General features: G+C 67.0%; 14 protein-coding genes. 5 read left to right on the top strand and 9 right to left on the bottom strand.

Going from position 1 to position 12,696, the window contains the following annotated elements:
• Positions 1–8: 8 nt before the first annotated feature.
• Positions 9–809 (bottom strand): SDR family NAD(P)-dependent oxidoreductase, encoded by an 801-nt coding sequence (locus NTM_RS18270; RefSeq protein ID WP_163767067.1) that lies wholly within the window; start codon positions 807–809, stop codon positions 9–11.
• 124 nt (positions 810–933) lie between these two features.
• On the opposite strand from NTM_RS18270, the gene NTM_RS18265 reads away from it, so the two are divergent.
• Positions 934–1,986 (top strand): acyl-CoA dehydrogenase family protein, encoded by a 1,053-nt coding sequence (locus NTM_RS18265; RefSeq protein WP_163767066.1) that lies wholly within the window; start codon positions 934–936, stop codon positions 1,984–1,986.
• A gap of 8 nt (positions 1,987–1,994) precedes the next feature.
• A complete protein-coding gene (locus NTM_RS18260) occupies positions 1,995–3,143 on the top strand; it encodes an acyl-CoA dehydrogenase family protein (RefSeq protein ID WP_163767065.1) in 1,149 nt (382 codons plus the stop codon).
• A gap of 1 nt (position 3,144) precedes the next feature.
• Here NTM_RS18260 and NTM_RS18255 read toward each other — a convergent pair whose 3' ends face one another.
• Positions 3,145–3,339: a hypothetical protein gene (locus tag NTM_RS18255; protein WP_163767064.1), complete on the bottom strand. Its 195-nt coding sequence runs from the start codon at positions 3,337–3,339 to the stop codon at positions 3,145–3,147.
• A gap of 95 nt (positions 3,340–3,434) precedes the next feature.
• On the opposite strand from NTM_RS18255, the gene NTM_RS18250 reads away from it, so the two are divergent.
• Positions 3,435–4,739: an amidohydrolase family protein gene (locus NTM_RS18250; RefSeq protein WP_104864837.1), complete on the top strand. Its 1,305-nt coding sequence runs from the start codon at positions 3,435–3,437 to the stop codon at positions 4,737–4,739.
• 23 nt (positions 4,740–4,762) lie between these two features.
• Here the strand turns inward: NTM_RS18250 and NTM_RS18245 are convergent, their stop codons facing one another.
• From NTM_RS18245 to NTM_RS18220, 6 genes are read right to left on the bottom strand one after another with little or no spacing between them, the layout of a single operon-like run.
• Positions 4,763–5,698 carry an SMP-30/gluconolactonase/LRE family protein gene (locus tag NTM_RS18245; protein ID WP_170311983.1) on the bottom strand — a complete coding sequence of 312 codons (936 nt, stop codon included), beginning with the start codon at positions 5,696–5,698 and terminating at the stop codon, positions 4,763–4,765.
• On the bottom strand, positions 5,691–6,215 hold the full coding sequence (locus NTM_RS18240) for a nuclear transport factor 2 family protein (protein ID WP_163767063.1): 525 nt from the start codon (positions 6,213–6,215) through the stop codon (positions 5,691–5,693). Before NTM_RS18240 ends, NTM_RS18245 begins: the two co-directional genes overlap by 8 nt.
• 4 nt (positions 6,216–6,219) lie before the next feature.
• Positions 6,220–7,005 (bottom strand): SDR family NAD(P)-dependent oxidoreductase, encoded by a 786-nt coding sequence (locus NTM_RS18235; RefSeq protein ID WP_163767062.1) that lies wholly within the window; start codon positions 7,003–7,005, stop codon positions 6,220–6,222.
• On the bottom strand, positions 7,002–7,823 hold the full coding sequence (locus NTM_RS18230; RefSeq protein ID WP_163767061.1) for an SDR family oxidoreductase: 822 nt from the start codon (positions 7,821–7,823) through the stop codon (positions 7,002–7,004). Before NTM_RS18230 ends, NTM_RS18235 begins: the two co-directional genes overlap by 4 nt.
• 16 nt (positions 7,824–7,839) lie before the next feature.
• Entirely contained in the window at positions 7,840–8,640 is an 801-nt protein-coding gene (locus NTM_RS18225) for an enoyl-CoA hydratase/isomerase family protein (protein WP_232079756.1), read from the bottom strand.
• On the bottom strand, positions 8,637–9,833 hold the full coding sequence (locus tag NTM_RS18220) for a cytochrome P450 (RefSeq protein WP_163767060.1): 1,197 nt from the start codon (positions 9,831–9,833) through the stop codon (positions 8,637–8,639). The genes NTM_RS18225 and NTM_RS18220 overlap by 4 nt, the downstream gene beginning before the upstream one ends.
• Before the next feature lie 118 nt (positions 9,834–9,951).
• On the opposite strand from NTM_RS18220, the gene NTM_RS18215 reads away from it, so the two are divergent.
• Positions 9,952–10,749, top strand: a complete 798-nt coding sequence (locus NTM_RS18215) for an enoyl-CoA hydratase-related protein (protein ID WP_163769543.1) — start codon at positions 9,952–9,954, stop codon at positions 10,747–10,749.
• Positions 10,750–10,751: 2 nt separating this feature from the next.
• Complete coding sequence (locus NTM_RS18210) at positions 10,752–11,954, top strand: acyl-CoA dehydrogenase family protein (protein WP_163767059.1); 1,203 nt, start codon at positions 10,752–10,754, stop codon at positions 11,952–11,954.
• Here NTM_RS18210 and NTM_RS18205 read toward each other — a convergent pair.
• Positions 11,951–12,694, bottom strand: coding sequence for an enoyl-CoA hydratase/isomerase family protein (locus tag NTM_RS18205; protein WP_163767058.1), 744 nt, complete (start codon positions 12,692–12,694; stop codon positions 11,951–11,953). The genes NTM_RS18210 and NTM_RS18205 overlap by 4 nt on opposite strands.
• Positions 12,695–12,696: the final 2 nt, after the last annotated feature.

Genomic DNA, 12,696 nt, shown 5'->3' with positions numbered 1-12,696 from the left:
CGGGGACCTCACGCCGGGGAGAACACCCCCGGTGACTTCGCGTAGTCCACGGTGGACAACTCGGTCATCCCGCCGTCGATGTGCAGCACCGTCCCGGTCACGAACGCGGAATCGTCACTGGCGAGGAAGGCCACCGCGGGAGCGATCTCGGAGTCAGGATCGGCACCCCGCTTCATCGGCGACGCCTCGGCAGTCCGGGTGTAGTTGTCCCACTCGGTGCCGATCATGTCGCGTTGCACGTCGGTGAGGGCGAACGGACAGACGGCGTTGACGCGGATGCCGTGCGCCGCCCACTCGTTGGCCGCGACCTTGGTCAATGCTCCGATCGCACCTTTGGCCGCGGAATACGGTCCGGTATAGGCGATTCCGCCGAGTGCGGAACCGGACACGAAGTTGATCACCGAGGCCTTACCGGCCGCCTTGAGGAACGGATGCGCCAGTTGCATGAAGCGGAACGTCGCCTTCGGGCCGGTGGCCTCCGACAGCTCCCAGTCCTTGTCACTGACCAGTTCCAACGCTTTGGGCATCGCGAAGTACTGGGCGGCATTGACCAGAACATGTAGCGCCCCGCCGGCGGCGGCCGCGTCGACCGCGGCGGCGATGTCCTCACGTTTCGCGACGTTGGCGCGCACGAAATGCGCCGAGCCGCCCGCCTGCTCGATGAGGCCGACACATTCCGCGGCCTTGCCCTCGTTGAGATCGACGATGGTAACCCGGGCCCCCTCGGCCGCGAGTCGTCGCGAGATGGCCCTGCCGAGACCTTGGGCTCCGCCGGTGACCAACGCGTTCCGGTTCTCCAACCGCGCCATGGGTTCCTCCCTGCGTGTAACAGTTGAACAGAGTTCGTTCTATCATTCAGTATGATGACAGACCGCCGGACTGCGGTGGCGGAAAGGGGTGCCGGATGCGGATCGACGACCGGGTATCCACGCGATGCGCATAGGACTCACCGACGAGCAGGCCCTACTGCGCGAAACCACCGCGCGCCTGGCTGAGTCGCTGGCCACCACCGCCGCCGATGACGTCGCGACCGGGCACCGTCTCGACGACCAGTGGCGTCGAATCGTCGAACTCGGGGTTCCGGCGCTGCGAGCCCGCGAGTACTGCGGCTTGGACGCCAGCGGTGTGGAAACCGCGCTCGTGCTTGAGGAATTGAGTCGCCGACTGGTGGCGGTCCCCGTGCTCGGGCAGGGAGCGTTGGCCACGGAACTGTTGTCCGCGGCGGGTTCCGACAAAGAAATCGAGTTGGTCGCCGAGGGTACGTGGCGAGCCGCGCCGGTGCTGTCGCCCGACCTGAGCGATTTCGCCGACTCGCCGAAGGCCGGCGTCGCACTGGACGCCGCGGGTGCGACTCACGTTCTCTATGGGATACGCGACGGCGCGGCACGCCGTCTGATGTGTACCGCGCTGGATGACGGATCGGGAAGCCCCGGAACGAATCTGGACCTCACCCGCACAATGCGCACGCTCACGTTCGACGATGCCGAAGCAGCGAGCCCCCTCGGGGATCCGATCAGCGCGGAGCGGTGGACGGCAGTGCAGGCGATGGCGCTGACCGCGGTTGCCGCGGATCTGGTCGGTGTGATGGCCGGCGCGCTCGACGGCGCGGTGCGCTACGCGGGCGAACGGGTGCAGTTCGGAGTCAAGATCGGCAGCTTCCAGGCCATCGGACACCTGCTCGCCGACTCGCTCGTACGGCTCGAAGGCGCGCGCAGTTGCCTCTGGCACGCCGCTTGGGCGGTCGATCATCTGAGCGCCGGCGAAGCCCTGCTGGCCGCCCGCACGGCAAAGGCTTACGCGTCGGCGGCGGGACGGGATGTCGTCGAGACGGCGATGCAGGTATTGGGCGGAATCTCCATCACGTGGGAACACGAAGCTCATCTGCGGCTACGCCGGACGCTGTTGAATCGACGGCTTTTCGGCGACGAGAACACGCAATACGCCGCGATCGCCGATCTGCGGATCAACGATCGCGACCTGGGCTAGCGAGGATCATGGACTTCACCGACACCCCCGAGGAAGGCGAGTTCCGGGCACGCCTGCGCAGCTGGTTGAACGAGAATGCCGCGGCAGCGGCCATTCCCGACGATCCCGCGGCACGAGCGGACGCCGCGAACGCGTGGCATCACACGCTCTACCAGGCCGGGTACATCGGCTTGTCGTTCCCGGTCGAGTACGGCGGACACGGCCTCTCTCCCGTCTACGAGGCCATCCTGAACGACGAACTGGGCCGCGCCTCCGCCCCGCCGATCGAGGGGATCGGGCACCTGGCCAACGCGTTGCGATTGTTCGGATCCCAGTGGCAACGTGCCGAACTGCTGCCCGGGCTGCTCTCGGGGGCGGTCCGCTGGTGTCAGGGGTTCAGCGAGCCCGAGGCGGGGTCCGACCTCGCCGGCCTCAAGACGAGAGCCGAGGCCGTCGGCGGCGCTGATGGCGAGGGCCCGGCGAGATTCCGCATCAACGGCCGCAAGATCTGGACCAGTTTCGCGGCGGTCGCGGACTGGTGTTTCCTGCTGTGCCGCACCGAGCCCGAGGCGGTCAAGCATGCGGGAATCTCGGTCCTGCTGGTACCGATGTCGACACCCGGCATCGAGGTGTGCCCCATCGTCAACGCGGCCCGGAACCGGGAGTTCGCGGAGGTGACCTTCACCGACGTCGAGGTGCCCGCGGAGAACCTTCTCGGCGAACGCGGACAGGGCTGGTCGATCGCCAACCAGCTACTGGCCTATGAGCGCGGGCCCAGCGACATCAACTGGATCAGCCGGCTCGCCGTGCAGCTGCGCGGGCTTGAGGACGATGTGCGGTGCGGCCGCATACCCGACACGCCGTCGACACGGGCCCGGCTGGGGCAGGCCTACACCGAGCTGCGCGCGCTTGAAGTCAAGGTGCAGCGGTCGCTGACCGAACGGTGCAACGGAACGCTGCCCGGTGCGGAAGGTTCGGTCGACAAGCTGCTGATGTGCCGGGCCGATCAGACCTTCGGCCACACCATGATGGACCTTCGCGCAAGTGCCGCGGTGCTCGCCGAGGGAATCGAGTGGGATCTCTACGTCTGGTCGCGGGCCGCGGGCATCTATGGCGGTACTGCGCAGATCCAGCGCAACATCGTGGCCCAACGGGTGCTGGGCCTGCCGCGAAGCTGACCTATTTGGTGCGGTAGTGCTCCAGCGCCTCGCGCATCCCTGACAGCCGCCGGCGCATCAGCTCATCACCTTCGCCGGCATCGATCTTGGCCTCGACCTCGGCGATCTCGGACTCGAGGCGTCCGCACGCCTCATCACGGGTGAGCAGGTCCTGATCGGCCCAATCGTCGCGGGCAATGCGTTCACTGGGGTCCATCCTCGCCCTTCCCGGCCGGCCACGCTACAGTGCAACTAATCAAAAACTGTTCAGTTGTCGAGCCCACTCTAACAGTTCACCCGAAAGGATCGACGATGCCGCTGCAACCGTCCATGAAGCTCCTGTCGGTCGACGATCACCTGATCGAGCCGCCGCACGTCTGGACCGACCGGCTGCCGAAGAAGTACCGCGAGGACGGCCCGCGCATCGTCGAGTTCCCCCGAGACGGCAAACCTCCGATGCACCAGTGGGTGTACGAGGGCCGCAGCTATCCGAACATCGGGCTGAACGCCGTAGCCGGCAAATCTCCGGAGGAGTTCGGTGTCGACCCCGTCAGGTACGACGACATGATCCCCGGTTGCTACGACCCGAAGGCCCGGCTGGCCGACATGGACATCGACGGCGTGCACGCGATGCTGTGTTTCCCGTCGTTTCCGCGGTTCTGCGGCACGGTCTTCCTGGAAGGCACCGACAAGGACCTGGCGCTGCTCAGCGTGCAGGCCTGGAACGATTTCTCGCTCGACGAGTGGTGCGCGACGGATCCGGCCCGGTTCATCCCGATGATGATCAGCCCGCTGTGGGATGTCGGATTGATGGTCGCCGAGATCGAGCGCAACGCCGCCAAGGGCTGCCGGGCCGTGGGACTGCCCGACAATCCGATGAACCTCGGGCTGCCGAGCTTTCACACCGCGCACTGGGATCCGGTGTGGTCGGCGCTCGAGGAAACCAATATGACCGCGGTGATGCACTTCGGGTCCGGAGGTATGCCGCCGTCGACCGCACCGGAGGCGCCCTTCGCCGTGATGGTGACGCTGATGGGCACCACGTCGATGGCCGCGGCCATCGAACTGGTCTTCTCGCCGGTGTTCCACAAACATCCCAACCTGAAGGTGGCGTTCTCCGAGGGCGGGATCGGCTGGATGCCCTACCTCGTCGAACGCGCCGACTACGTGTGGCGCAAGCACAAGTACTACCAGAACATCCACCCGACGATCGCTCCGTCAGAGCTGTTCCGGCGCAACATCACCGGGTGCTTCATCGAGGACGAGGTCGGCGTGGCGATGCGCCACCAGATCGGCATCGACAACATCACCTGGGAGTGCGACTATCCGCATTCGGATTCGTTCTGGCCCAAGAGCCGGGCCCGGGCCGAGGAGATGCTGGCGAACGTCCCCGACGAGGACGCCGCCAAAATCGTCGAGCTCAACGCGCGGCGCTGGTACGCCTTCCCCGAGGAGGGCTTCAAGGCGACCACCGCCGACACCGGATGGCGCCCCAACAACGGCGAACCCCCGGAGTACGACTACGACGCGGTGATGTCCGACCACGGCGGTGTCGGATACGGCGCGTTCATCGAGAACCTCGCCAAGCAGATGCAGAACAAGGAGCAGAAGGCCTGATACCGGCCCCGCGAGGCGCGGTATCAGGGCGAGGCGAGAAGTGCCCGCCAACCGTCGATGGCAACCAGGCGTCCCGACGAGGCGAGGGTGACGAACAGCGTCTCACCGGTGGCATCGAGGGTCATGTTCGTCGTCATCGGGTCGTCCAGCGGTATCGCACCGAGCAACTCCCCCGCTGCGGAGAACGCCGTGACGCCGCCGGCGCCCAGGGTGGCGACCACGATCGTGCCGTCGTCGGCGACGCAGAGACCGTCGGCTCCCCCGATGTTCAGTGGCCCGCCGCTGGGCACGGTGGCCAGACCGCGTCCACCGGCGATCTGGCCCGGCCCGGTGAGGGTGAACTCCCACACCCGCCGGGTGCGGGTTTCCGCCACGTACACCCGAGTTCCGTCGGGTGCCAGCGCGACACCGTTGGGCATCTCCAGGGGGTAGACCACCTCACGCAACCCCTCCTCGACGGTCCCGTAGAGCAGCCCGGTCATCGCACGCTGACGATCCGCTGTGGTGCCGCCGTCGGTCACGTAGAACCCGCCGTCGGCGTCCACACAGATGTCGCTGGGACGGACCAGCGGGAGAATCCGCCCGCTGCGCGCGACGAACTCTGTGGCGAGGGTGCGCACCGACCCGTCCGCCTCGATCAGCTGCAACTGCGGGGTCAGCGGACTCTCGGCCGGGCCGACGGGGCGGTACACCGACTCGGCGCCATCGAAGTCGTAGGGCCACCAGCCTGTGCCGAACGACGATCCGCCGTTCTGGCACACCACCGAGCGACCGTCGGGTAGCCGACCCAACCCGTTGGGTCCGCCCCCGACCTCGGCCACCGTTTCGGTGGTGCCGTCGCGATGCACCCTGGTGATGCGCCCGGCCGCCATCTCCGAGACCAGCACCGAGCCCTCACGCTCGGCGACCGGGCTCTCCGGAAACTTCAGCGCATCGGTCAGACAACGTATTTCAGTCATGCATCCGTCCTTCCCACCAGGTTCGGAAGTCCGGGTCGGCGAGCGGGATGTCCCCGACTCCGACCTGCCTACGCGGCCAGTCCGCCGCGGCCTGATCCAGCGGTGAGACCGCGTGTGCGGCGCCGTACCACAGGCGGTGACGCCGGTGCAGGAACAGCCACCGCCCGTTCACCCGCTCATAGCGGTCCTCGTACCTGATCAACTGATCGAGGAACCCGTCAGCCCTGGTGTGCGCGAAGCACTGTGCCCAGACCTGCCCGCTCGCCGCGTCGTCCCCGTCGAGCTCGATCAGGTGGTTGGCCACCAGGATCACCGCGACGAGGCTGCCACCGAGACTGTCGGCCATCAGGTTCCGCAGCCCGTCAGGTCCCACGCCATGCCCGCCGAAACGTGCGCGCGGGGAGAACAGCGCGGCCATCGCGTCCACATCGCGGGCTTCGACGGCCGCACAATACCGCAAGGCCAGAGTGCGAATCTCCTCGCGCGCAAGCAAATCGGTCAGACGCTGATCGGTCATCGCGTCATCCCCCAGTCACGAACACGTCCTGCCCGGTCATGGCAGAGGCTGCGTCGGAGGCCAACCACAGCGACACGTCAGCCACCTCCTCGGGCGAGATCAGTCTGCCCAGCTTGTTCGTCGCTGACAGGCGGGCACGCACAGTGCCGGCGTCCACGCCGTCCTCGGCGGACCGGCGCGCGATGTAGGCATCCATCAGTTCGCCTTCGACACTGCCCAGCACCAGCGTGTTGACCCGGATGCCGCTTGCGCCGACCTCGAGTGCGAGGGTCTGCGCCAGCGCGGACAGGCCCAACTTGGCGGCCGCGTAATGCGCCTTGCATGGGACCACCGAGCGTGCCGCACTGGACGACACGAACTGGATGTTGCCGCTGCGCGCCGGGATCATGATTTGCCGCAATGTTTCCCGAGCCAGAATTGCCGGCGCGACGAGGTTGGTGGCCAGCACGTCCCACCAGTTGTCCAGCGTCGCCTCGCTGACCGGCTGATCGGTGCCGGGAACCGCCGCGTTGTTGACGAGCACGTCGAGCCGGTCCCACCGAGCGGCGATCGCGCTGACCGCGTCAGCGCACTGTGCCTCGTCGCGGATGTCGATGACATGGACCGAGGCCGCGCCCCCCGTGGCCGTCACCGCATCGGCGGTGATCGCCAGTTCGTCTGCCCGGCGCGCCAGCAGGGCGACGGCTGCGCCGCGGGCGGCGTACCGACGCGCCAACACCCGGCCGATCCCGCCGCTGGCGCCGGTGATCGCGACGACGCGGCCGGCCAGGCCGGCAGTCGTCGCCGTCATCCGTCCAGCAGCATCTTCGCCATCGGGGTGCCCGCGGGAAACACCCCCGTGATCCCCGCGCTGAGATAGCCCGAATCGGTGATCATCGTGATCCCGTTGACCACGCCGGCGGCCGCGCTGCACAGGAAGAGCAGTGGGTACGCCTGCTCCATCGGCGTCGCGGCGTCCACACCGACCGCGGCGCGGAAGTCGGCCCCGAAATCCAGCCACAGCTCGGCATTGGCCTGCGCGAGCGGGGTGTCGGTGGGCCCGGGGCAGATGGCGTTGATCCGGATACCGTCGGCGATCAGGTTCATCGCCTCACGCGCGACGTACGCGCACACCGCCTGTTTGGTGAACATGTAATGTGCGCAGCCATTGTCGACCGCCCAAGCTGCCGCAACGTCGAAGTCCGCGATGTCGAGGAACTCGACGAGCTTGTCCATGTTCGACCGCCAAGCCAGTCCGGCGGCCGACGAGATGAAACCGATCGACGAACCACGCGCCAGCGCGCCGTCGGCACGCAGCCGCTCGATGAGATGGCGGTGCCCGAGGAAATTGATGCGCTCGATCCCGGGGCCGTCGGCCACACCCGCGCACGCGAACAATGCATCGACGGGGCCGCCGCACTCAGTGGCCGCCTTCTCGATGCCGGCCTTATCCGCCAGATCGACTCGGATCGCCTTGACACCCGCCAAGTCACACGGCGCGTAATCCATCACCACGACCTCGGCACCGGCATCAAGTGCCAAACGTGCGGTGGCATTGCCCATTCCGGTGGCACCACCCACGACGAGGACGCGCTTGCCTCGATAGGAGAAGGCGTCGAACAAGCTCATGAGCGGCTCCCTTTCTTCATCGGCCCTGGAACCGCGGTTCGCGTTTCTCGGTGAACGCCGCCACCCCTTCGGCGACATCGTCGGTGCCGGCGACCTGCTCGACAAGCAACGCCTCGGTGTGGAACGCGGCCGCCCGATCCACGTCCAGGGCCTGGTTGAGCATCGCCTTCGCCGCCGCGATCGCCCGCGTCGGACCATCGGAGAGGCGCTGGGCCCACTCCGCGGCCAGCGCATCGAGATGCGCTCGGTCCGCGACGATCTCGTTGACCAGACCGATACGGTGCGCTTCTGATGCGGACAACTCCTCGCCGAACAGCAGTAGCCGCTTGGCGACGTTGAACGGCACCTTGCGGGCGAGCAGATACGCGGCACCCCCGTCGGGCGCCAACCCGCGCCGCACGAAAAGTTCGATCAGACGTGCGCTTTCGACGGCGACGACGAGGTCACACGCCAGCACCATGCTGGCGCCCACCCCTGCGGCGACCCCGTTCAACGCGCAGATCACCGGTTTGTCGCAGTCGAGAAGCGCGGACACGACAGCTTGGGATCCGGTGCGCAGAATGCGGGCAGCGTCGCCGGCTACCCGGTCCTGGCTGGGACGCATGTTCGGGTCGCGCAGATTGGGTCCCGTGCAGAAGTGCCGCTCACCTGCGGCAGTGAACACCACGGCGCGGATCTGCGGATCACTCGACGCATCAGCCAGATTCTCGATCAGCTCGCGCTGCATGGCGCGCGTGATGGAGTTACCGACCTCAGGACGGTCGAGAGTCAGCCATCGCACTCCCCCGTCGGTGCGAACTGCCAGACCGGTGGTCACAGCGCGATCGGAACGCTGGCCGGCCCGCGCACCGAGTTGGTGTGCACGAACTCCACCAGGGATTCGTCGACCGTCCACTCCGGGAACCGCTTGAGCGTCTCCTCCAACGCCACCCTGGCCTCCAGCCTGGCCAGCGCGGCACCGAGGCAGAAGTGCGAACCGTGACCGAAGCTGATGTGGCGGATACCTTTTCGCGTCACGTCGAACGTATCGGCGCGGTCGTACTGACGCTCGTCACGGCCGGCCGAACCGGTGAGCAACGCCACCTTCTTGCCCGCCGGGATCACGGTGTCCTGGTAGGTCGTCTCCTTACGACTGAAGCGACCCTGAATCGGTGACGGTGCGTCGTAGCGCAGGAGTTCCTCCACCGCATTACCGATCAGACCGGGGTCGTTGACGAGGAGGGCTCGCTGGTCGGGATTGCGCGCCAGGGTCAGCGCCGCCCATCCCAACAACCTGGCGACGGTCTCGTTGCCCGCGACGTTGATCATCGCGATGAACACCAAAAGCTCACCGTCGTCGAGCCGGCGAGGGTCGACATCCGGCGCGACCAGATCCGAATCCATCAGATCGCTGACCACATCCGCCGTACGGTGACGCCGCCGCACCTCGATCTGCTCGCGGTAGTAGGCGAACAGATTCGCCGAGGCCTCGTCGCCGGCCGCGCTGCGCTCGGGATTGCCTTCGTCGCGGTGCACCTGTGCATCCGACCACTCGCGCAGGTTGTCGTGGTCTTCCTCGGGAAAGCCCAGCAGTGAGCTGATCACCATGACCGGCAACTTGGCCGAGAAGTCCTGGACGTAGTCGAAACCGCCCGACCCGACGTACCGGTCCAGGTAACCCCGACACAACCCGCGGACGTGGTCTTCCAACTGCGCGATCCTGCTGCGGAAGAACGTGCGATTGACCATCTTGCGCAGATAGGTGTGGTCCGGCGGGTCCATCATGATCATCGCCTTCGGAGGACCCCACGGATCGTCGGTGATCATGTCGAGCGTGATCCCGTGCTCGGAGGAGAAGGACTCGGTGTCCAGGGATGCGTCCATGACGTCGTCGAATCGGCTGAGCGCGTAGAAGTCGTACTCCGGGTTGTAATACACCGGCGATTCGTCTCGCATCCGTTTCCACACTGAGTAGGGTTCGGCGTGCAGGGTGCGGTCGAAGGGATCCCACCGCAGATCCGTCGTCGTCATGACACCTCCATCCTCCGGAACACTATTACAGTAAATGTTTAATTGCACTACCATGCGTTAGCATTCGCAGATTCAAATGGTCGGCACGCAGGAGGTAGCTCAGGTGGAGACGCGCGAGATGGACCATGTCGTCTACGAGAAGGACGGCGCGATTGCGCGCATCATCCTGAACAATCCGGACCGGGCCAACGCCCAGACCTCCGAAATGGTGCACAGTGTCAACGCCGCCCTCGACGACGCGCAGTACGACTACGACATCAAGGTCGTCATCATCAAGGCCAACGGCAAAGGATTTTGCTCAGGCCACGTCCCCGACGGCAGTTACCCCGAGTTCAAGGCCGAACTCGACGCCTCCGGCAAGGTCTGGCGGTCGGCGGCACAACTGTTCCTCTGGCCCGTGCTCAAGCTCTGGGAGTTCCCCAAACCGGTCATCGCCCAGGTCCACGGATACGCCATCGGCGGAGGCACCACCTGGGCGCTGATCCCGGAGATCACCGTCTGCAGTGATGACGCATGGTTCCAGATGCCGCTGGTGCCCGGCTTCGGGCTTCCCGGCTCGGAGACGATGTTCGAGCCGTGGGTGTTCATGAACTACAAGCGGGCGGCCGAGTATCTCTACACCGCACAGAAGATCACCGCCGAACAGGCGCTCGAGTTCGGTTTGGTCAATCGGGTGGTGCCGCGTGACCGTCTCGACACGGAGGTCGAAGAATTGGCGGCGAAGATTGCCAAAGCGCCGTTGATCACCCTGCAGGCGACGAAGGCGGGAATCCTGCGCGCCTGGGAGAACATGGGATTCCGAACCCACCAGCAGGCCAGCAACGACCTGCAGGCGGTCGTGACCGGATCCAAGGAATTCCAGAATTACGTCGCCGAACTGATGAAGAAGGCCGCCAAGCCCGCCGACCGGGTCTGACCGTGCCGCTGGCTCCGGTGGTGCGGTTCGGGGGCGGACCGCAAATCGAATCGCTGCGCACCCGGTTGCGGTCGTGGCTCGCCGAACACCTGCCCGACGAGTTTCGCCGCACGGCAGCCAATCCCGACTACCTTCCCCGTGACGCCCACGAGCGGGCGGTGGCGTTCTGCCGTCGGCTCCACGAGCAGGGGTGGTTCGTCCCGCACTGGCCCGTGCAGTTCGGCGGAGGTGGCCTCGGTGTGGTCGAGCAGGTCGTCATCCGCGAGGAACTGGCCTACGCGGGCGCGCCGATGGTCAACACCAACGGCGTCAACATGCTGGCGCCCGTGCTGTTCCGGTTCGGGACCCCCGAGCAGCGGGCCGAGCATCTGCCGAAGATCGCGAACTCCGAACGGATGTGGGCACAGGGCTACTCCGAGCCCGAGGCCGGATCCGACCTCGCCGCCTTGCGCATGACCGCGCGGCGCGACGGTGACGACTACATCCTCGACGGCCAGAAGACGTGGACGAGCAACGGTGTGCTGGCCGATTGGATCTTCGTTCTGGCCCGCACCTCACCGGTGAAAGACAGGCGGCAGGAGGGCATCTCGTTCTTCCTCGTCGACCTCGACAGCCCCGGCATCACCCGCCGGCCGATCCGGTCCATGACCGGCTACCCGACCTTCGCCGAGGAGTTCTTCGACGGGGTCCGGGTGCCCGCGGCCAACATGGTGGGCGCCGAGGGTGAGGGCTGGAAGGTCGCCAAGGCCCTGCTGGTCGCCGAACGCTCCAATGTCACCCGTGCCGCGCAAGCGCAGCGGTACCTCGACGAGCTCGTCGACTGGTGCCACGAGCAGCGCGGAACCGCCCACGACCCGCTCGCCGATCCGGTCAACCGGCTCGCGCTGACCCGGGCGGTGGAACGTGTCGAGGTGGGCCGCGCCCTGTCGTACAAGGTGGCCCACCAGCAGGCCGCCGACCAACTGGACCCGGCACTGCCCTCGCTGTCCAAGCTCTACCACTCCGAGCTCACCGCGGCGCTGCGGGACCTGGGCGCGCAGCTCCTCGGACCCGCCGGTGCGCTGCTGCCCGACGATCCCGATGCCGTGCTGCACGGCCACTTCTCCGAGGGGCTGCTGCTGTCGTTGCTGCACACCATCGGCGGTGGTACCAGCGAGATCCAGCGCGACCTGATTTCGACGGCGGGACTGGGTCTTCCGCGTTAGGCGAACTCGGCGCGTCCCGCGGCCGCGGCCGAGCGCTGCTGCGCCACGGTCGCGATCGCCAACTCCAACGGTTCGAATGCCGCCAGCTGCGCCGCTTCCACCGATGCGATGAGCCGCTTGGTCAGTTCGACCGCTCCGGGGTCCGCGCTCGCCATCTCGGCGGCGATCGTGAGCGCGTCGTCCACCGCGGCTCCGGGCTCGGCGAGGTCGGTGACCAGTCCCCGCCGGTGTGCGTCCGGCGCGGAAAGTCGGTGGCCCCGGAGCAGCAGCGACGAGGCCCGGTGCCGCCCCAGCTGTTGGGTCAGTCGCCAGGCCAGCCCGCCGTCGGGGACCACCGCACGGGCCACGAAGGGCGCCGAGAAGAAGGCGTCGCGTGCGGCGACCACCAGGTCGCAGGACAGCGCAAGGCTCCAACCGAGGCCGACTGCGGCGCCTTCGACGGCAGCGATCGTCGGAACCGGGACGGCCCGCAGCTGCGCCATCACGTGCTGAGCGTGCTCAACGCGGCCGGCCGGACCCATGGGACCGCTGCCATGCGCCGGACCGGTTTTCAGATCACCGCCGGCGCTGAAAAAGCCTTCTGCGCCGGCGATTACGATGGCACGCGCGTCTGCGGCATCCGAGAGGGCACCCGACAGCTGAGTCCAGGACTCGTAGCGAAGCGAGTTCCGCTGAGCGGGACGGTTGAGCAGGATGAGGGCGACGCCGTCGTGGTCCTCGACGACAACCATCGGCTCCATCG

Origin of the sequence: Mycolicibacterium parafortuitum (assembly GCF_010725485.1) — a bacterium.
Classification (GTDB): domain Bacteria; phylum Actinomycetota; class Actinomycetes; order Mycobacteriales; family Mycobacteriaceae; genus Mycobacterium.
Note: the sequence above shows the minus strand (reverse complement) of the source record. Positions and strands in the feature narration are given on the sequence as shown.

Bases quoted from the DNA above. Each gene is read 5' to 3' on its own strand.
- NTM_RS18270 (WP_163767067.1), bottom strand. From the start codon at position 809: ATGGCGCGGTTGGAGAACCGGAACGCGTTGGTCACCGGCGGAGCCCAA.
- NTM_RS18265 (WP_163767066.1), top strand. From the start codon at position 934: ATGCGCATAGGACTCACCGACGAGCAGGCCCTACTGCGCGAAACCACC.
- NTM_RS18260 (WP_163767065.1), top strand. From the start codon at position 1,995: ATGGACTTCACCGACACCCCCGAGGAAGGCGAGTTCCGGGCACGCCTG.
- NTM_RS18255 (WP_163767064.1), bottom strand. From the start codon at position 3,339: ATGGACCCCAGTGAACGCATTGCCCGCGACGATTGGGCCGATCAGGAC.
- NTM_RS18250 (WP_104864837.1), top strand. From the start codon at position 3,435: ATGCCGCTGCAACCGTCCATGAAGCTCCTGTCGGTCGACGATCACCTG.
- NTM_RS18245 (WP_170311983.1), bottom strand. From the start codon at position 5,698: ATGACTGAAATACGTTGTCTGACCGATGCGCTGAAGTTTCCGGAGAGC.
- NTM_RS18240 (WP_163767063.1), bottom strand. From the start codon at position 6,215: ATGACCGATCAGCGTCTGACCGATTTGCTTGCGCGCGAGGAGATTCGC.
- NTM_RS18235 (WP_163767062.1), bottom strand. From the start codon at position 7,005: ATGACGGCGACGACTGCCGGCCTGGCCGGCCGCGTCGTCGCGATCACC.
- NTM_RS18230 (WP_163767061.1), bottom strand. From the start codon at position 7,823: ATGAGCTTGTTCGACGCCTTCTCCTATCGAGGCAAGCGCGTCCTCGTC.
- NTM_RS18220 (WP_163767060.1), bottom strand. From the start codon at position 9,833: ATGACGACGACGGATCTGCGGTGGGATCCCTTCGACCGCACCCTGCAC.
- NTM_RS18215 (WP_163769543.1), top strand. From the start codon at position 9,952: ATGGACCATGTCGTCTACGAGAAGGACGGCGCGATTGCGCGCATCATC.
- NTM_RS18205 (WP_163767058.1), bottom strand. From the start codon at position 12,694: ATGGAGCCGATGGTTGTCGTCGAGGACCACGACGGCGTCGCCCTCATC.